Here is an 18728-nt window from a genome sequence, read left to right as displayed (position 1 = left end):
ACAAACCAGTTTGACGCACGGGCGTGCCGGACCCTACGGCAGGGGGCCGATCGGGGGCGGATACGCCGTGACAGGGGTGGTTGTCGGTGCCTGGCTCTAGGCTGGTCGGGTGTCCAGAACGCCGGGGAGAGCGCAGGCCAAGGGGGCTGACGGGGTGCTGAAGGGCAACGATTCCGCTCTGGGCGAACAGCCCCGGCCGCGCCCGAAGAATGCCGCGAATGGCTCCCTCGGAGAGCCGCACGGCTCCCCTGGAGAGCCGGGGAAGCCGCTTCGGAAGTCGGCCAGGAGGTCCGCAGTGCCATCGTCATCGTCAACGCCCGGGAAACCCGCCGAACCCGCCGAACCCGCCGAACCTGCCGAACCCGGAAGTCCGGCCAAGGCGGCCCCGGCGCGTAAGGCAGCCCCGGCCAGGACTGCCCCGGCCAAGGCGGCCGGGACCACGGCTGCCACGGCGCGCACGGCGGCCGCGGCCAAGGTGGTGACCGCGCGCAGGGCGCCGAAGGCGGAGTCGCGTCTCGCGATGGTCCGCCGGGCGCGCCGGATCAACCGCGAGCTCGCCGAGGTCTATCCGTACGCCCATCCCGAGCTGGACTTCCGCAACCCCTTCGAGCTCCTCGTGGCCACGGTCCTCTCCGCCCAGACCACCGACCTGAGGGTCAACCAGACCACCCCCGCGCTCTTCGCCACCTACCCCACCCCCGAGGACATGGCGGCGGCCGTGCCGGAGGAGATGGAGGAGATCATCCGGCCGACCGGGTTCTTCCGGGCCAAGACCAAGTCGCTGATAGGGCTCTCGGCCGCCCTCCGGGACCGGTTCGGCGGCGAGGTCCCGGGACGTCTGGAGGACCTCGTGAAGCTGCCGGGCGTCGGCCGCAAGACCGCCAACGTCGTCCTGGGCAACGCGTTCGGAGTCCCCGGCATCACCGTCGACACGCACTTCGGCCGCCTGGTGCGGCGCTGGAAGTGGACCGAGGAGGAGGACCCGGTGAAGGTCGAGGCGGTGGTCGCCGAGATCTTCCCGAAGAGCGAGTGGACGATGCTCTCGCACCGCGTGGTGTTCCACGGCCGCCGGATCTGTCATGCCCGCAAGCCCGCCTGCGGGGCCTGTCCCATTGCTCCGCTCTGCCCTTCGTACGGGGAGGGCGAGACCGACCCGGAGAAGGCCAGGAAGCTCCTGAAGTACGAGATGGGCGGCTATCCGGGCCAGCGGCTCAGCCCGCCCGCCGACTACCCGGGCAGCCCCGCGCCCGCGCTGGGGGCCGGGTGAGGGCACCCCTGGGTACGGAACGGCTCGGAACGAAATGGCCGACGACAGGCGTTGTGAAACGACGGGGGTGCCCATGACGCACACGCACACACACGGCACGACGCACGCCGGGAACGACGCCGCCGAGGGGCCGGGACCCAGCGGTGGCGGCGGCCGTGCTCCTGGCGCGGCCGTCCCCGTCACCACCGACGGCCTGCCCGCATGGCTCGACCCCGTCGCCCGCGCCGCGCGCAGCGTCCGACCGCAGCAGCTCAGCCGTTTCCTGCCGCCCGAGAGCGGGGCGGGCCGGCAGTCCGCCGTCCTGATCCTGTTCGGCGAGGGGAAGCGCGGGCCCGAGCTGCTGCTCATGGAGCGCTCCGGGACCCTGCGTTCCCACGCCGGGCAGCCGTCCTTCCCCGGCGGCGCACTGGACCCCGAGGACGGCGACCAGGCCACCACAGGGCCCCTGCGGGCGGCGCTGCGCGAGGCCGAGGAGGAGACCGGACTCGACCCCCGGGGCGTACAGGTCTTCGGTGTGCTGCCCCGGCTCTACATCCCGGTCAGCAGCTTCGTCGTGACGCCCGTGCTCGGCTGGTGGCGCGCGCCCAGCCCGGTCGGGGCGGTCGATCCGGCCGAGACGGCCCGGGTCTTCACGGTCCCCGTGGCGGATCTCACGGATCCCGCGAACCGGGCCACGGCCGTCCACCCGAGCGGCCACAGCGGCCCGGCATTCCTGGTCGAATCGGCCCTGGTCTGGGGCTTCACGGCCGGAGTGATCGACCGGATCGTGCACTACGCGGGATGGGAACGCCCCTGGGACAGGGCCAGGCAGGTGCCGCTCGACTGGCGCGCATGACACGCTGGCTCTCCTGCTGCGCTGTCCCGGGCCCGGCCCGGACCCCGTCACCACCGACGGGCCAGGTGACGAAAGTGCGAGGCTATAGACGGTGAACGTGCTCGACATCCTGCTGCTGCTCGCCGCCGTGTGGTTCGCGGTCATCGGCTACCGCCAGGGTTTCGTCGTCGGCATCCTGTCGGTGATCGGCTTCCTCGGGGGCGGACTGGTCGCCGTCTATCTGCTGCCGGTCATCTGGGACCGGGTGACGGAGGACGCCGAGGTCTCCACCGCGGTCGCCATCGGCGCGGTCGTCATCGTGATCGTCTGCGCCTCGATCGGCCAGGCCTTCACCACCCACCTGGGCAACAAACTCCGCCGGTACATCACGTGGTCGCCCGCGCGCGCCCTGGACGCCACCGGCGGCGCCCTGGTCAATGTGGTGGCCATGCTGCTGGTGGCCTGGATGATCGGCCTGCTGCTCGCGGGTACCTCGCTGCCGACCCTCGGCAAGGAGGTCCGCAGTTCCTCGGTCCTGCTCGGCGTCGACCGGGTGATGCCCAAGCAGGCGCCCAGCTGGTTCCAGGACTTCTCCTCCGTCCTCGCGCAGAACGGCTTCCCGCAGGTCTTCAGCCCGTTCGCCAACGAACCGATCACCGAGGTCAAGGCCCCGGACCCGGCCCTTGTGGGCAGCCCGGTCGCAGCCCGTGCCAAGAAGTCGATCGTCAAGGTCGTGGGGACGGCCCCGAGCTGCGGCAAGGTCCTCGAAGGGACCGGCTTCGTCTTCTCCGAGCGCCGGGTGATGACCAACGCCCACGTGGTCGGCGGCGTGGACGAGCCCACCGTCCAGATCGGCGGCGAGGGCCGGCTGTACGACGCGAAGGTCGTCCTCTACGACTGGCAGCGCGACATCGCGGTCCTGGACGTCCCCGATCTCCGGGCCAGGCCGCTGCAGTTCACCGGCCCGGACGACGACGCGGAGACCGGCGACAGCGCGATCGTCGCGGGCTTCCCCGAGAACGGCGCGTACGACGTGCGCTCGGCCCGCGTTCGCGCCCGCATCAACCCCGACGGCCCGGACATCTACCACCGGGGCACGGTGCGCCGCGATGTGTACTCGCTCTACGCGACGGTGCGTCAGGGCAACTCGGGCGGCCCGCTGCTCACTCCGGACGGAAAGGTGTACGGAGTGGTGTTCGCCAAGTCGCTCGACGACCCGGACACCGGCTACGCGCTGACGGCCGACGAGATCCGCGAGGACATCGAGATCGGCCGCACGGCCAACCAGCAGGTCGACAGCCAGGGCTGCGCCCTCTAGGGCCCGCCCGGCCGATCAGTGCCGGACCGGTCAGTGCCGGAAAAGGTCAGTTACGAGGGTGGCGGAGCCGTGCCGAGACCCAGCGGGCCCGACGGCGGAGAATGCGCGGAATCCCGAGACGGGAACGGTGAAGGTCATGCACATCGTGCACCCGGCCGCGGGGGCCGCCCCCCTCATGAGTGCTCGCACCGGCTGACGCGGTGGAGCGGCGGTTGCGTGCTTCGTCAGTGAAGTCGTGCGTCCAGCCCATACCCCGACGTCTGCCCGTGCCCCAAGGTCGGTAATCGTGTGCGAGTCAGCCAATTGGCCTATGCGGCAGGCAATTGGCTGTTCGTCGGACACGTGTGCCCACGCCGGGCGGGCGGCTACCGGTCGGGCTCGGGGTCCTTGAGCCAGTTGATGAGTTCGGTGGAGAAGCCGATCGGATCCTCCTCGTGGGGGAAGTGCCCGACACCGTCGAAAAGTCGCCACCGGTAGGGCGCCTCGACGTACTGGCCGGACCCCGCGGAACTGCGGGTGCGGACCGCCGGATCGAGCGACCCGTGCAGGTGCAGCGTGGGCACCCGGACCGGACGCTTCATCCGCCGGTTGAACTGGATCCCGTCCGGACGCGCCATCGACCGCACCATCCAGCGGTACGGCTCGATCGAGCAGTGGGCGGTGGAGGGGATGCTCATGGCCCGCCGGTAGACGTCCAGGGTCTCCTCGTCGGGGAACTCCGGCGTGCGGGGGCCCGCCCAGTCCTGGATGAGGCCCCCCACCAGGGCGGCGTCGTCCGCGAGGAGCTGCCGCTCCGGCAGCCACGGGCGCTGGAAGCCCCAGACGTACGAACCTGCCCGCGACTGGGCGAAGTCGGACAGCATCGAGGAGCGCCAGCGGCGTGGGTGCGGCATGGACGAGACGACGAGCCGGCGGACCAGCTTGGGCCGCATCACGGCGGCCGTCCAGGCGAGGTAGCCGCCGAGGTCGTGGCCGACCAGGGCCGCGTCGGGCTCACCGAGGGAGCGGATCACCCCGGTGACGTCGAGGGCCAGGTTGGCGGGGTCGTAACCGCGCGGAGTGCGGTCGCTGCCGCCGACCCCCCGCAGGTCCATCGCGACCGCCCGGAAGCCCGCGTCGGCGAGCGCGGTCATCTGGTGACGCCAGGTCCACCAGAACTGCGGGAAGCCGTGCAGCAGGAGCACCAGCGGCCCCTCGCCCATCTCCGCGATGTGGAACCGCGCACCGTTGGCCGCCACGTCGCGGTGGGTCCAGGGGCCGTCGAGGCGCACCGGCCCCCCGGCGGGGGCGGTCCGGCCCGCGGGGCTCGTGGCGGCCGGGTCTGCCGGGGCCGACGGGCCGGCCGAACCCGTCGGGTCCACCGGACCCGTCGGGCCGAACGCACTGGAATCGGGAACCGTCATGTGGACGAGCGTGCCACAGTGGCGGCCTCGTCCTTACCGGAGCCGCTCTGGACGCTCTTCTTCGCCACGGTGCTGCCGGAGCGCTCGATGATCGCGTCGGCAGCGATGGACGCGCGGGGGTGCGGCTTGGCCTTCTGCAGGACGGCGGCGGTCTGCTTGGCGGAGGCGATGGACTTCTCCGGCGGCTTGACCTTCTTGAGCTTCCGGGTGCCCAGGAACGCCAGCAGCACGCCCAGCAGGATGAACGCCACGCCGACGATCAGGAACGACCAGGCGAGCCCGAGGCCCAGGTTGTGGATCCCGTACGCCGCGGCGAAGCTCAGCACCGGGATCGAGAAGAGCACCAGCACGCCCGCGATGACGAACGCCAGGCTGCCGATCGCCCCGCGCCTGACGTCCTGCCGCACCTCCGCCTTGGCCAGGGCGATCTCGTCGTGCACCAGCGCGGACATCTCGGCCGTCGCCGAGGCGACCAGCTGCCCGATGCTGCGGTCCGCGCTGCCCGCGTAGTTGCCGGGGTCGCTCATCCCTGACTCCCTCTCCGTCTTCGACACGTCCGATGTCAGATCATGCCGGACTGTTCGGCTCGTTGCGCGCTGCCCCCGCCCGTTCTTCGGCGATACGGCGGTGTTCGGCCGCTTTGCGCTCACAGATCGCGGCCATGCGGAGGTGATATGCCGGATCATCCTGCTCGTAGATGTCGGGTACCCCGGATTCGTCCTCGTCCCGCTCCTCGGCCTCGTACAGCTCCTTGTACCTGCGTACCCGGAGCTTGAGCAGGACGCAGGCGAGCAGGGCCGCCATCAGCGAGCCGATCAGCACAGCGGCCTTGATCTCGTTGATCATTACCGCGTCGCCCTCGAAGGCGAGCTCGCCGATGAGCAGGGAGACGGTGAACCCGATGCCGGCCAGCGCGGCGAGTGCCAGGACATCGGCCCAGGCCAGGTCCTTGTTCAGCTCCGCCTTGGTGAAGCGGGCCGCGAGGTAGGTGCCGCCGAAGATGCCGACGGTCTTGCCGACGACGAGACCGAGGACGACGCCGAGCGTCTCGGGCCGGGTGAAGACGCCCGCCAGCGCCTCGCCGTTCAGCGCGACCCCGGCCGAGAACAGGGCGAACAGCGGGACGGCGATCCCGGCCGAAACCGGGCGGACCAGGTGCTCGATGTGCTCGCCCGGGGAGTGCTTCTCGCCCTCGCGACGGCTGCAGCGCAGCATCAGGCCCATCGCGACACCGGCGATGGTGGCGTGGATGCCGCTGTTGTACATCAGGCCCCAGATGACCAGGGCGAGCGGCACGTAGACGTACCAGCCCCGGACGTCGAAGCGGAGGAGGAGGTAGAAGACGGCCAGGCCGAGGACGGCCCCGCCGAGCGCCAGGAAGTTCAGGTCCGAGGTGAAGAAGACCGCGATGATCAGGATCGCGAAGAGGTCGTCGACGACGGCCAGGGTGAGGAGGAAGGCCCGCAGCGCGGACGGCAGCGAGGTGCCGATCACCGCGAGGACGGCGAGCGCGAAGGCGATGTCGGTGGCTGTCGGTACCGCCCAGCCGTTCGTCGAGCCGCCGCCGACGATCACGGTGAGGAAGTAGACGAGGGCGGGCACCGCCATGCCGCACAGGGCAGCCACCACCGGGAGGGCCGCGGCCTTCGGGTCGCGGAGTTCGCCCGCCACCAGCTCGCGCTTGAGCTCGACGCCGGCGACGAAGAAGAAGACGGCGAGCAGTCCGTCCGCCGCCCAGTGCGCGACGGTGAGGTCCAGGCCGATGGCGTCGATGCCGAAGTGGAACTTGCTGACCGTCTCGTACGAGCCGCCGAAGGTGTTCGCCCAGACGAGTGCGGCGACCGCCGCGATCAGCAGCAGCACGCCGCCGACGGTCTCCGTGCGGAGCGCTTCCGCCACGTAGTTCCGCTCGGTGAGGGAGAGCCTGCCGAGCAACGAGGGCGGGGGCGGAGTGGGAGTGGGCGGGGTGGGCGGTGCCACGAGAGGGACCTCCAGGTCGGGGCGGCGTGTGGGCATGGCTGTTCGATGTGCCGACCAGACTTCCCGGCGCCCCTGTGGAGATGTTCTTTGGAGTTGTTGATGAAGGCCCACTCTACCGGGGGCATGAAGAGCGGAATCTTAATAGGTGATCTTCAGACTAAATGTCCGATGGGCACCCGGCGCGTTGCCGGGTGCCCATCGGAGCCGTACGGGGGGTCGATTCCGCGGCAGGTCAGTCCTCGGACGAGGAGGACGGCAGCTGCGTGGTGATCAGGTCCATCACGGAGGAGTCGGTCAGCGTGGTGACGTCGCCCAGCTCGCGGTTCTCGGCGACGTCGCGGAGCAGACGGCGCATGATCTTGCCGGACCGGGTCTTCGGCAGTTCGGCGACCGGCAGCACCCGCTTGGGCTTGGCGATCGGGCCGAGTGTCGTGCCGACGTGGTTGCGCAGGTCGGCGACCAGTTCGTCGGAGGCGGTCGCGGAGGAACGCAGGATCACGAACGCCACGATGGCCTGGCCGGTCGTCTCGTCGGCTGCGCCGACCACGGCGGCCTCGGCGACGGACGGGTGGGAGACGAGGGCGGATTCGACCTCGGTGGTCGAGATGTTGTGCCCGGAGACGAGCATGACGTCGTCGACCCGGCCGAGCAGCCAGACGTCGCCGTCCTCGTCCTTCTTCGCGCCGTCGCCCGCGAAGTACTTGCCCTCGAAACGCGACCAGTAGGTGTCGATGAACCGCTGGTCGTCGCCCCAGATGGTGCGGAGCATGGAGGGCCACGGCTCGGTGAGGACGAGGTAGCCGCCCCCGCCGTCGGGAACCTCGTTGGCGTCGTCGTCCACGACGGTGGCGGCGATACCCGGCAGTGCGCGCTGGGCGCTTCCCGGCTTCGTCTCCGTCACGCCGGGCAACGGCGAGATCATCATCGCGCCGGTCTCGGTCTGCCACCAGGTGTCCACGATCGGGCACTTGTCGGCACCGATGTTCTTCCGGTACCACATCCACGCCTCGGGGTTGATCGGCTCACCGACCGAACCCAGGACCCGGAGGCTGCTCAGGTCGAACTTCGCGGGGATGTCGTCGCCCCACTTCATGAACGTACGGATCGCCGTCGGTGCCGTGTAGAGGATCGTGACGCCGTACTTCTGCACGATCTCCCAGAACCGCCCCTGGTGCGGAGTGTCGGGAGTGCCCTCGTACATGACCTGCGTCGCCCCGTTGGCCAGCGGCCCGTAGACGATGTACGAGTGCCCGGTCACCCAGCCGATGTCGGCGGTGCACCAGTAGACGTCGGACTCCGGCTTGAGGTCGAAGACCGCGCTGTGTGTGTACGACGCCTGGGTGAGGTAGCCGCCGGAGGTGTGCAGGATGCCCTTCGGCTTACCCGTGGTGCCCGAGGTGTAGAGGATGAAGAGCGGCTGCTCCGCCTCGAAGGCCTCGGGGGTGTGCTCGGCGGACTGCCGGGCGGTGATCTCGTGCCACCAGATGTCGCGGCCCTCGGTCCACGCGGTGTCCTGACCGGTGCGGCGGACGACGAGAACGTGCTCGACGTTCTCGAAGCGGGAGACGGCGTCGTCGACGGCGGGCTTGAGCGCGGACGGCTTGCCGCGGCGGTAGCCACCGTCGGCCGTGATGACGACCTTCGCGTCCGCGTCCTTGATGCGGGCGGCGATGGCGTCGGCCGAGAAGCCGCCGAAGACCACGGAGTGCGCGGCGCCGATGCGGGCACAGGCCAGCATCGCCACGGCGGCCTCGGGGATCATCGGCAGGTAGACGGCGACCCGGTCGCCCTTGCCGACGCCCAGCTCGGTCAGCGCGTTGGCGGCCCGGGAGACCTCGTCCTTCAGCTCCGCGTAGGTGATGGCCCGGCTGTCGCCCGGCTCGCCCTCGAAGTGGATGGCGACCCGGTCGCCGTTGCCCGCCTCGACGTGGCGGTCCACACAGTTGTACGCGACGTTCAGCTTGCCGTCCGCGAACCACTTCGCGAAGGGCGGGTTGCTCCAGTCGAGGGTCTCGGTCGGCTCGGTGGCCCACGTAAGGCGGCGGGCCTGCTCGGCCCAGAAGCCCAGCCGGTCCGCCTCGGCCTGCTCGTACGCCTCTGCGGTGACGTTGGCGTTGGCGGCCAGCTCGGCAGGCGGAGCGAATTTCCGCTCTTCCCGAAGCAGGTTGGCCAGGCTCTCGTTGCTCACGACTTCTCCCAGTCCCAGGGTGTCCGTTGTGTCCCGGGGCATAGCTCATCAGGCGCGGGGCCAGGTGACAAGGGCCTGCCGGGAATTGGTTTAGACCTGTGTCTTCGTGTATGGAGTCATGATCCCGCTCCGCGGTCGAGGGTCGCCGTACGGCGCGTGGCGCACGGCGATTCCGTCCCCGCGTGGTCTGCCGGGGGTGATCCCGGGGCGATCCCGGGGGCGATCCGGGGGTGGTGTGGAACGGGGTCATCTGGTTGCACGGGTCCGGGGCTCGCGCGGTTCAGGCCGAAGGGGTTCGGACGGCCCGCGGCGTTCGGTCCAGTCGGCAACCCTTATCAGTGAATAGGCAGCTTTTCATTCGGTATGTCGCCCTGGCTGTGCGGGATCGCGTGCGAACTTGACCGCGCCGTGTCGGCACTTCAATGCACATAACCTGCAAGGAAGAGGGTGGGCGGATGATGGCCGCCACGAAGGGGATCGCCTTGGGCGTCATGACCACGGCCCTGGTCGCTGTTCTCGCGGGCTGTTCCGGAGCCGGATCCGGAGAGTCCGCGTCCGGGGGGTCGGGAGCCGACGCGGAGAAGGGCGCCCACGGAGCCAAGGAGAACCCTCCGGCCGCCGCCCCGAAGAACGCGGTCAAGCTCATCGGGGACGGGTCCACCGCCTTCACCGGGGTCCAGCCGAAGATGCCGGCCGTCGAACGCCTCGCACCCGGCGAGAAGCCTCCGCAGTTCGTGGTGTTCTCCTGGGACGGCGCTGGAGAGGACAGTCAGAAGCTCTTCTCGCACTTCCGCGGCGTGGCCAAGAAGTACAGCGCAAACATGACGTACTTCCTCAGTGGCGTGTACCTGCTGCCGGAGGAGAAGAAGGACCTCTACCGCCCGCCCCAGCACGCGCCGGGCCGTTCCGACATCGGCTTCAACGACACCGAGGGCATCCGCGACACCCTCGCCGAGGTCCGTGCCGCCTGGCAGGAGGGCAACGAGATCGGCACCCACTTCAACGGCCACTTCTGCGGCAAGGACGGCGGCGTCGGGACCTGGTCCGTCGATGAGTGGAAGAGCGAAATCAACCAGGCGAAAGCTTTCGTCAAGAGCTGGAAGACCAACACTCCGGAGCTGAAGGGCGAGGCCCCGCTCCCCTTCGACTACGACAAGGAGCTGGTCGGCGCCCGTACCCCCTGCCTCGAAGGCCAGAAGAACATGGTCGCCGCCGCCCGGACCATGGGATTCCGCTACGACTCCAGCGGCGTCGGCAACCAGGTCTGGCCCAAGAGGAAGGGCGGGGTCTGGGACATTCCGCTCCAGCTCGTCCCGATGCCCGGCCGCGCCTTCGAGACCCTCGCGATGGACTACAACTTCATGGTCAACCAGTCCGGCACGGCCACTCAGGGGGACCCCTCCCAGCACGAGTACTGGGGGAACCAGATGCGGGACGGGCTGCTTCAGGCCTTCGACCGCTCGTACAACGGCAACCGGGCGCCCTTGATCATCGGCAACCACTTCGAGTCCTGGAACGGCGGCACCTACATGCGCGCCATCGAGGAGACCATCGCGGAGGTGTGCACCAAGGAGGGGGTGCGCTGTGTGTCCTTCCGGCAGCTCGTCGACTGGCTGGACGCGCAGGACCCGAAGACGCTGGCCAAGCTGACCACGCTCGGCGTCGGCGAAGCGCCCAAGACGGGCTGGTCGTCCTACCTCGGCACCCAGCCGGCTGCCGCCGGGCCCGCGGACAAGGGCACGGAAAAGGCCCCGGGCAAGGGTGAGGCGGGTGCGGCCGGTCGCAACGCCGACTGATCGCACCGCATCGTTCGTCGGCCACTTTCCGGTGGCCGACGAACACGGGGGCGAACATGGAGTTGCGAGATGGGGCCGGTCGACGTGGTGGCCCCCGCGTGACGCGTGCGGACGAGGCGAACCTGCGTACCCGGGTGACGCGTCAGGCGGGTACGGTCTCGGCTGCTCCGGCGTGCCGTTCGCCGAGCACGAAGGCGGGGTCGACCTGGGCGGCCAGGTCGGCACCGGTCTTCTCGTTGCCCCAGCTCTCGGCGTTCTTCAGGTGGAAGTGGACCATCTGGCGCGTGTAGCGCTCCCAGTCGCGCAGCCCGTACGAGTCCTCGGCGGCGTCCTGCAGGGCTTGCAGGGCCATCCGGTTGTCGGCCTCCAGCAGCTCGAACCTGGACGGCCGGCCCTTCTCCATCGACCGCACCCAGTCGGAGTGGCCGAGTCCGATCAGCAGGTCGTCCCCGACCTCCGCGCGCAGGAACTCCAGGTCGTCCGGGCCCTGCACCTTGTTCCCGACGACCTTCAGGGCGACGCCGAAGTCGCGTGCGTACTCCTTGTACTGGCGGTACACCGACACCCCCTTACGGGTCGGCTCCGCGACCAGGAACGTCATGTCGAAGCGTGTGAACATGCCCGACGCGAACGAGTCCGAGCCCGCCGTCATGTCGACCACGACGTACTCGTCGGGACCGTCGACCAGGTGGTTGAGGCAGAGCTCCACTGCCCCGACCTTGGAGTGGTAACAGGCCACGCCGAGATCGGACTCGGTGAAGGGGCCCGTCGCCATCAGCCGGACGTCCCCGTCGTCGAGCCGCACCGTACGCGCGCAGGTCTCGAAGATCGGGTTGTCCTCGCGGACCCGCAGCAGCCGGGAGCCCTCGCCGGGCGGAGTCGTCTTGATCATCTTCTCGGCGGAAGCGATACGGGGATTGGCGCCCCGTAGGTAGTCCTTGATGAGGGGGAGGTGCGCGCCCATGGCGGGCAGCGCGGCGGCCTCCGCATCGTCCAGACCGAGAGCGGCCCCCAGGTGCTGGTTGATATCGGCGTCCACGGCGATGACGTGGGCTTCGTTGGCGGCGAGGTGGCGGATGAAGAGCGAGGACAGCGTGGTCTTTCCGCTGCCGCCCTTCCCGACGAAAGCGATCTTCATGTTCACCTAGGGTAGCGGCTTCATCGCGGTGTGCTGCCATCGTTCGTGAAGAAGGCCACTTGGAGGTGGTCCGGACGTGGTGGGCGCGTAGCCTCGCTACTTATGAGTACGACTGCCTCAGACCCGCTTGCCGCGCTCGGCTCCCTGCCCGGCGTACCCGATGCCGTGGACTCCGTGCGCAAGGCCGTCGACCGGGTCTACGGTCATCGCGTCATGCGGCGCCGCAGCAATGAGGTCACGGCCGAAGCCGCACTGCGGGGTTCCCGTGGTTCGGCCGCGCTGGCCGGTGCCGACTGGAGCCTCGAAGAGGTGCGTCGGCGCACCGACTTCAGTGGTGAGGACGAGGCGCGCATGGTCGGCGCCGCGCTGCGACTCACCGCTGAAGCGGGTCAACTCCTCTCTATCTGGCGGCAGTCGCCGCTGCGGGTGCTGGCTCGTCTGCATCTGGTGGCGGCCGGCGGAGCGGCCCCCGACGATGCGGTGGGGCGTCCTCGGCTGGCGGGCGAATCCGTCGACGAGCCGCTGATCGAGGCGCCGCTGCCCGGGGCCGAGGAGGTCGCCGGACGGCTCGAAGGGCTCTCGCGGCTGATCATCGCGGGCGGCAGCGCCCCCGCCCTGGTCACGGCCGCCGTGGTGCACGGCGAACTGCTGGCGCTGCGGCCGTTCGGCTCGCACAACGGTCTGGTGGCCCGGACGGCCGAGCGCATCGTGCTGATCGGCAGCGGACTGGACCCGAAGTCGATCTGCCCGGCCGAGGTGGGGCACGCGGAACAGGGTCGGGCGGCCTATGCCGCGGCGTTCGAGGGCTACACGGCCGGAGCCCCGGAGGGTATGGCCGCCTGGATCACCCATTGTGGGCGCTCGATCGAGCTGGGTGTGCGCGAGTCGACCGCGGTGTGCGAGGCGCTTCAGCGCGGTGCCGCCTGAGGGTCCGGCGCGGCGGACATCGGAGGGCTCAGCGCGGCCTGAGGGGCCGGTGTGGCCCGAGGGGGCTGCGCGGCGGACGTCGGAGGGGGTCGGCTTCTCCGGGCGGCCGAAAGGGTGATGGCCCGGTTCAAGGGTGCGGCGGTACCGATGTGCGGTACCGCCGCTGGCACGTCCGCCCAGTTACCAAGCGTCCTCGTAAATTGCCCATCAGGTCGGGTACTTTGCCCGTCACCTGGTGCGGCTGGCCCGTAATCGACGGGTCGACGTCGCGTGGGTGCTCGGCTTTCGTGCTCGGTCCGTGGGGCCGTTCTGCGTTACAGGTCATCCTCGCGGATGTCCTTGGTCTCGCGGGCCGTTAAATCCTTTGTACTCCAGGACCAGGGGAAGGGAAACCCCTGGCCCCGCTTCTTTACTTTTGGGCGCAATCAAGGGCGAATCGGGTGAGGGGTGCCCCGGCGGAGCGCCTCACCCCGGCAGGGCGGCGCCGGCGGTGCGTCGACGGCTGGCGTACCAGACCAGCCCCGCGGTGACGGCTGCCGCGCCGACCGCGGCCGCCGCCACCAGGGCGGGGCGGGGCGGCATCGAGAAGGCGGGCAGGCGCTGCTTGAGCCGGACCGGGCGGTCGAAGACGAGAATCGGCCACTCGCGAAGGGTTGCTTCGCGGCGCAGCGCGCGGTCGGGGTTGACCGCGTGCGGGTGGCCGACCGACTCCAGCATCGGTACATCGGTCGCCGAGTCGCTGTAGGCGTAGCAGCGCGAAAGGTCGTACCCCTCCGAGACCGCGAGTGCCTTCACGGCCTCGGCCTTGGTCGGCCCGTAGGCGTAGTACTCGACCTCGCCCGTGAAGCAGCCGTCGTCACCGACGACCATGCGCGTGGCGACGACACGGTCGGCTCCGAGCAATTCGCCGATGGGTTCGACGACTTCGGCGCCCGAGGTCGAAACGATGACCACATCGCGTCCTGCTGTGTGGTGTTCCTCGATGAGGGTGGCGGCCTCGTCGTAGATGATCGGGTCGATCAGGTCGTGCAGGGTCTCGGCGACGATCTCCTTGACCTGCTGGACGTTCCACCCTTTGCAGAGGGCGGAGAGGTATTCGCGCATCCGCTCCATCTGGTCGTGATCGGCGCCCCCGGCGAGGAACACGAACTGTGCGTACGCGGTGCGCAGTACAGCGCGGCGGTTGATCAGTCCGCCTTGGTAGAAGGACTTGCTGAAGGTCAGCGTCGAAGACTTCGCAATGACCGTCTTGTCCAGGTCAAAGAAGGCTGCTGTGCGGGGCGAGAAGCAGTTTTCCACAACGCTGAGCATAGGGGCCCACCATTCGGCGTAAACTCCGGCGCGTGGGTTTGCCTGAGAAGGCCCTCGGGTACACCATGGAAGTCACGGATCGTTCGCGACCGTGCTAACCCGGTCCGACTCCTCCCCCCCCCGAGTCGGCCGTGGGGACGACCCCCGCTCTCCCCCCCGGCGGGGGTCGTCGCATGTCCGGACGCGTTTTCAGGGTGGGAATCACCTGAGCCTCCTGTCTGGCCGTCATCGGCCTGATCGTGCGAGCCGGGCGTAGTGCGACTCACTTCGTCACAGTGTGTAGCCAAAGGGCTGCGCTCCGGAAGTCGCTGGTATGGGTTACGGGGTTATTCACAACCCCGGGGTTATCCACAGCTTTTCATCAAGATCCACATTTTTTTCCACGGTGCTGCACGTTGATTTCACCTGCGAAGTCCGCGGGTGCCGGAATCGCGCATCTCGGAAACGTTCGAGAACGCCGCGAACCGCACTGAAGGGGCAGTGAGAAGGGGGCGGAGATCGTGGCTGGATCCCTGGCAGGAGAAGGGGCGGCGGTCGCCGATGGGCGCCGCGGAGGCCCGCTGATCGTGACGGAGGACGTGGAGCTGCTCGATGACCTGCTGCGGCTGTGCGCGGCGGCCGGAGCCGAGCCCGAGGTTCATCACGGGCCGCCCGGACGTCGTGGCGGTTGGGAACGGGCTCCGATGGTGCTGGTGGGCGATGACGCCGCCGCGCGATGCCGGGGCGCCGGTCGCAGGAAGGGGGTAATGCTGGTCGGCCGGGACCAGGACGACCCGGACGTGTGGCGGCGAGCGGTGGAGATCGGGGCCGAATACGTGCTGCGACTGCCCGATTCCGAGGGCTGGCTCGTCGACCAGATCGCCAACGCCGCAGAAGGCGTGGGGCGGCCCGCGCTCACCGTCGGCGTGCTGGGCGGCCGGGGCGGCTCCGGCACATCAACGCTGGCCTGCGCGCTTGCCGTGAGCGCGGCGAGGTCCGGTCGGCGGACGATGCTGATCGACGCCGACCCTCTGGGAGGCGGGATCGACGTCCTGCTCGGCGGCGAACGTGCCGAAGGCATGCGGTGGCCGGATTTCGCGCAATCGAAGGGGCGTCTCGGCGGTGGAGCCCTTGAGGACTCGCTGCCCGCGCTCCACGGGCTGCGGGTGCTGAGCTGCGGGCGCGACGACGAGGTGGTGATCCAGCCGCAGGCGATGCGGGCCGTGCTCGCCGCCGCGCGCCGGCTCGGCGGGGTGGTGGTCGTTGATCTCCCGCGCCGGGTCGACGAGGGAGTCGCGGAGGCCCTGGCCCAACTCGATCTCGGCCTGCTCGTGGTGCCGGGCGAACTGCGCGCGGTCGCGGCGGCCAAACGCGTCGCGGCCACGGCCCGAATGGTGCTGGACGACCTGCGGGTGGTGCCCCGGGGCCCGTATACGTCAGGGCTGGACGGGCAGTGGGTCGCCCGGGCCGTAGGCCTTCCGCTCGTCGGTGAACTTCCGCTGGAATCGGGCCTCCTGGTCTCCCAGGACGAGGGAAGTCCACCCGGCGGCAGTGTCCGGGGCCCGCTGGCCCGGTTCTGTTCGGCCTTCTGGGAACAGGTGGCGGCGGCCGGTGACACAAGCCCCATGTCCCGCCCGCCCGAGGGAGGGAGGGCATGACGGACGAACTGCTCGACGCCGTACGCCAGCGGCTGGCACGCAGCGGCGCCGCTCCCACCCCGGCCGGAGTGGCGGCCGCCCTACGGGCCCAGGGGAGGTTGCTGGGCGATGCCGAGGTCCTCGGAGCCGCGGCGGAGCTGCGGGGCGAACTCGTCGGCACGGGAGTGCTGGAGCCGTTGCTCGCGGATCCGGAGGTGACGGATGTGCTGGTGTCCGCACCGGACCGGGTGTGGGTGGACCGGGGAGGTGGGCTCCAGCTGACGGCCGTCACCTTCCCGGACGCGGCGGCGGTCCGGAGGCTGGCCCAGCGTCTCGCCGCAGTGGCCGGCAGGAGGCTGGACGACGCACGGCCATGGGTGGACGCACGACTGCCCGACGGCACCCGGATGCACGCCGTGCTGCCCCCGGTGTCCGTCGGCTCGACCTGCCTCTCCCTGCGCGTGGTGCGGCCGCGGGCCTTCTCGCTGACGGAGCTGGTGGCCGCGGGCACGGTACCGCCGGGCGGCGACCGGATCCTGCGGGCCCTCGTGGAAGCGCGGATCTCCTACGTGATCAGCGGCGGAACCGGAGCAGGCAAGACGACCCTCCTCGCCAGTCTGCTGGGCGCGGTCGGCGTGAACGAGCGGATCGTGCTCGCCGAGGACTCCGCCGAACTGCGGCCGGACCATCCGCATGTGGTCCGCCTCGAGTCCCGCCCGGCCAATCAGGAGGGCGCGGGCCGGGTGACGTTGCGCGATCTGGTGCGGCAGGCGCTGCGCATGCGGCCCGACCGGCTGGTGGTCGGAGAGGTGCGAGGCGCCGAAGTCACCCAACTGCTGGCGGCCTTGAATACTGGACACGAAGGAGGGTGCGGCACCGTCCACGCGAACGCCGCGGAGCATGTCCCCGCCCGGCTGGAGGCGCTGGGCACCGCGGCCGGTCTTGACCGGTTCGCCCTGCACAGCCAGTTGGCGGCCGCACTCTCGGTGGTCGTGCATCTCGTGCGGGACCGCGCAGGGCAACGGCGGGTCGCCGAGGTACACGTCCTGGAGCGGGACGCGGCGGGTCTGGTCCTCACGGTTCCGGCCCTGAGCTGGGGCGTCGGTGGATTTGTTCCGGAGCGGGGATGGGAACGGCTGCGGTCGCTGATCGGAAGTGCGCTGTGACGGGGGCAACGCCCGCGTACGCGGCCCACGCGGTGGCTCTCTGCGCGGGGTCGGCGGTGTGGCTCGCGATGGTGCAGGACCCGGGGGCACGCCGGGCGCGGGTGCTGTTCGTGGACGCTCCGCCCGAGTCGCGTCGGACATGGGGCCGGTGGCCACGTCTGCTCAAGGCCCAGGGGCGCGTGAAGGAGGCGGCCCAGGGGCGTCGGGAGTGGTGGTGCGTTCCGGTCGCGGTACTGCTTGCCGTGCTGGGGGAGTCGGTGCTGCCGCTGGGCGCGGGAGCCGTGGCGGTCCCGTTGGTACGCCGGTGGCTGCGGAGGCGGGCCGGAGCGCGGGAGGCGGAGAAGGCGGCGACCGCGGTGGCGGCGTTGTGCGGAGCCGTGGTCGGGGAGCTGCGGGCCGGCCGTGAGCCGGGACAGGCGTTGCTGGTCGCGCTGCGCGAAGGCCTGGTGGAGGACGGCCCTTCGGCGGAGACCGCTTCCGGCGGCCCGCTGGGGGAGGCGGAGGCCGCGGTGCTGGCGGCGGCGCGGTTCGGCGGCGACGTGCCGGCAGCACTGCGGCAGGCGGCGGAGGGCCCGGGGCTGGGGGGCCTGTCCGGGATGGCCGCGTGCTGGCGAGTGGCCGTGGACGGCGGGGCCGGGCTGGCGACCGGGCTGGAGCGCCTGGAGGCCGCGCTGAGGGACGACCGGCGCAGACAGGAGGAGTTGCGCGCCCAACTGGCAGGGGCGTGGTCGACGGTCGTGGTTCTGGCGTTGCTCCCGATCGCGGGTCTGGGGCTGGGAGCGGCCCTCGGAGCCGAACCCTTGCGCGTGCTGCTGCACACCCCGGGCGGCCTGGCCTGTCTGGCGGTGGGCGCGTTCCTGGAGGCGGCCGGGCTGTTCTGGGCCTGCCGGATCGTGCGCGGAGGGGAGGCGGCGTGAACGCGGCGGGCGGAGAAGCTCTCCACAGGCTGGGGATGTGGGCGGTGGTTCTGGGCGTGGCGGCGCAGCTGGCAGCGGTGACTGCCGCCAGGTACCGGGAGCGAGCGGCTCGGGGGCGGGCCGCACTGCTGTTGGGCACGGTCACGGCGGCATGGCCCGGCAGGGGGAGCCGGGCGGTCGCACGGTTCCGGTCGAGCGGTGGTTCGGGCCTGTCCGAGGCCGCTCGGCGGTGGGGGGCTCCGGCCGGTGCCTGGCTGACCGGATGGATTCTGGTCGGCGGTGTGGTGGGCTGCGCCGTCGGTTCGGCCGCGGCGTACGGGACGTGGCGGTGGCAGCGAACCCGGCCCCGGTCCCGTCCGGGCGGTACCCATCAGGAACGGGCCGTGATCGCCGGACAGCTTCCGCTGGCCGCTGATCTGCTGGCCGCCTGTATCGCGGTCGGGGCAGGCCCCCGGGAGGCGGCCGAGGAGGTGGGCGAGTCCATCGGCGGCCCGGTCGGCGATCGGCTCGCACGAACCGCCGCCGAGATCCGCCTCGGCGGCGAACCGGCCGAGGCGTGGGGCCGGTTCGCGGAGATACCGGGCGCGGGCCCGCTGGCCCGCTGCCTGTACCGGGCAGGCTCGACAGGAGCTCCCGCCGCGGAGCCGGTTGCCGGGCTGGCGAAGTCGATGCGCGCCGAGCGAGCCGCTGCGGCGGTGGCGCGGGCGCAGCGGGCCGGGGTGCTGATCACCGCACCGGTCGGCCTCTGCTTCCTCCCCGCCTTCCTGGCGGTCGGGGTGGCGCCGGTGATCATCGGCCTGGCCGGCGACCTGCTCGCGACCGGCCGCCCGGGCCGGTGAGGCTGCGCGCGGTTCGCGGCCGGCGGTGACCTGCCGGCCATTCATTTC

16 protein-coding genes are annotated in these 18728 nt (G+C 70.7%); 9 read left to right on the top strand and 7 right to left on the bottom strand.

All coding sequences use genetic code 11. The features are described 5' to 3' along the window. The first annotated feature begins 295 nt into the window (after positions 1-295). The 3 genes from nth to B9S58_RS37090 all read left to right on the top strand — a co-directional run bounded on the left by nth (position 296) and on the right by B9S58_RS37090 (position 3399). Positions 296-1267: an endonuclease III gene (gene nth / locus B9S58_RS37100; RefSeq protein ID WP_258045259.1), complete on the top strand. Its 972-nt coding sequence runs from the start codon at positions 296-298 to the stop codon at positions 1265-1267. Positions 1268-1340: 73 nt separating this feature from the next. Continuing rightward, the gene (locus B9S58_RS37095) at positions 1341-2102 is read left to right on the top strand and encodes a CoA pyrophosphatase (protein ID WP_103536225.1); all 762 of its coding nucleotides are present in this window, start codon (positions 1341-1343) and stop codon (positions 2100-2102) included. A gap of 91 nt (positions 2103-2193) precedes the next feature. After that, positions 2194-3399 (top strand): MarP family serine protease, encoded by a 1206-nt coding sequence (locus B9S58_RS37090; RefSeq protein ID WP_103536224.1) that lies wholly within the window; start codon positions 2194-2196, stop codon positions 3397-3399. A 46-nt stretch (positions 3400-3445) separates the two neighbouring features. Here B9S58_RS37090 and B9S58_RS39875 read toward each other — a convergent pair whose 3' ends face one another. The 5 genes from B9S58_RS39875 to acs all read right to left on the bottom strand — a co-directional run bounded on the left by B9S58_RS39875 (position 3446) and on the right by acs (position 9012). Further along, entirely contained in the window at positions 3446-3649 is a 204-nt protein-coding gene (locus B9S58_RS39875; protein WP_103536223.1) for a hypothetical protein, read from the bottom strand. Positions 3650-3764: 115 nt separating this feature from the next. Beyond that, a complete protein-coding gene (locus B9S58_RS37080) occupies positions 3765-4802 on the bottom strand; it encodes an alpha/beta fold hydrolase (RefSeq protein WP_103536222.1) in 1038 nt (345 codons plus the stop codon). Further along, complete coding sequence (locus B9S58_RS37075; protein WP_103536221.1) at positions 4799-5329, bottom strand: phage holin family protein; 531 nt, start codon at positions 5327-5329, stop codon at positions 4799-4801. The genes B9S58_RS37080 and B9S58_RS37075 overlap by 4 nt, the downstream gene beginning before the upstream one ends. 40 nt (positions 5330-5369) lie before the next feature. After that, a complete protein-coding gene (gene nhaA, locus B9S58_RS37070; protein ID WP_103536246.1) occupies positions 5370-6782 on the bottom strand; it encodes a Na+/H+ antiporter NhaA in 1413 nt (470 codons plus the stop codon). Positions 6783-7014: 232 nt separating this feature from the next. Then, positions 7015-9012, bottom strand: coding sequence for an acetate--CoA ligase (gene acs, locus B9S58_RS37065; RefSeq protein WP_103536220.1), 1998 nt, complete (start codon positions 9010-9012; stop codon positions 7015-7017). A gap of 413 nt (positions 9013-9425) precedes the next feature. On the opposite strand from acs, the gene B9S58_RS37060 reads away from it, so the two are divergent. Next, positions 9426-10766 carry a hypothetical protein gene (locus tag B9S58_RS37060; RefSeq protein ID WP_103536219.1) on the top strand — a complete coding sequence of 447 codons (1341 nt, stop codon included), beginning with the start codon at positions 9426-9428 and terminating at the stop codon, positions 10764-10766. A gap of 142 nt (positions 10767-10908) precedes the next feature. Here B9S58_RS37060 and B9S58_RS37055 read toward each other — a convergent pair whose 3' ends face one another. Next, positions 10909-11904 carry an ATP-binding protein gene (locus B9S58_RS37055; RefSeq protein WP_103536245.1) on the bottom strand — a complete coding sequence of 332 codons (996 nt, stop codon included), beginning with the start codon at positions 11902-11904 and terminating at the stop codon, positions 10909-10911. Between the two features lie 102 nt (positions 11905-12006). Between B9S58_RS37055 and B9S58_RS37050 the strand changes: the two genes are divergently transcribed. After that, on the top strand, positions 12007-12831 hold the full coding sequence (locus B9S58_RS37050) for an oxidoreductase (RefSeq protein ID WP_103536218.1): 825 nt from the start codon (positions 12007-12009) through the stop codon (positions 12829-12831). Positions 12832-13296: 465 nt separating this feature from the next. On the opposite strand, the gene B9S58_RS37040 is transcribed toward B9S58_RS37050, so the two are convergent. Beyond that, complete coding sequence (locus tag B9S58_RS37040) at positions 13297-14142, bottom strand: HAD family phosphatase (RefSeq protein ID WP_103536216.1); 846 nt, start codon at positions 14140-14142, stop codon at positions 13297-13299. Positions 14143-14642: 500 nt separating this feature from the next. On the opposite strand from B9S58_RS37040, the gene ssd reads away from it, so the two are divergent. Genes ssd through B9S58_RS37020 form a run of 4 tightly spaced genes read left to right on the top strand, consistent with a single transcriptional unit; the run spans position 14643 to position 18680 of the window. Next, positions 14643-15779, top strand: a complete 1137-nt coding sequence (gene ssd, locus B9S58_RS37035) for a septum site-determining protein Ssd (RefSeq protein ID WP_103536215.1) — start codon at positions 14643-14645, stop codon at positions 15777-15779. Then, positions 15776-16924: a TadA family conjugal transfer-associated ATPase gene (locus B9S58_RS37030; RefSeq protein ID WP_103536214.1), complete on the top strand. Its 1149-nt coding sequence runs from the start codon at positions 15776-15778 to the stop codon at positions 16922-16924. The genes ssd and B9S58_RS37030 overlap by 4 nt, the downstream gene beginning before the upstream one ends. Further along, positions 16921-17841, top strand: coding sequence for a type II secretion system F family protein (locus B9S58_RS37025; protein ID WP_258045258.1), 921 nt, complete (start codon positions 16921-16923; stop codon positions 17839-17841). The genes B9S58_RS37030 and B9S58_RS37025 overlap by 4 nt, the downstream gene beginning before the upstream one ends. Then, entirely contained in the window at positions 17838-18680 is an 843-nt protein-coding gene (locus tag B9S58_RS37020) for a type II secretion system F family protein (RefSeq protein WP_103536212.1), read from the top strand. The genes B9S58_RS37025 and B9S58_RS37020 overlap by 4 nt, the downstream gene beginning before the upstream one ends. The last annotated feature ends 48 nt before the right edge of the window (positions 18681-18728 follow it).

It is taken from the genome of Streptomyces sp. SM11 (genome assembly GCF_002910905.1).
GTDB lineage: Bacteria > Actinomycetota > Actinomycetes > Streptomycetales > Streptomycetaceae > Streptomyces.
This window is presented reverse-complemented; position numbering and strand designations above follow the sequence as displayed.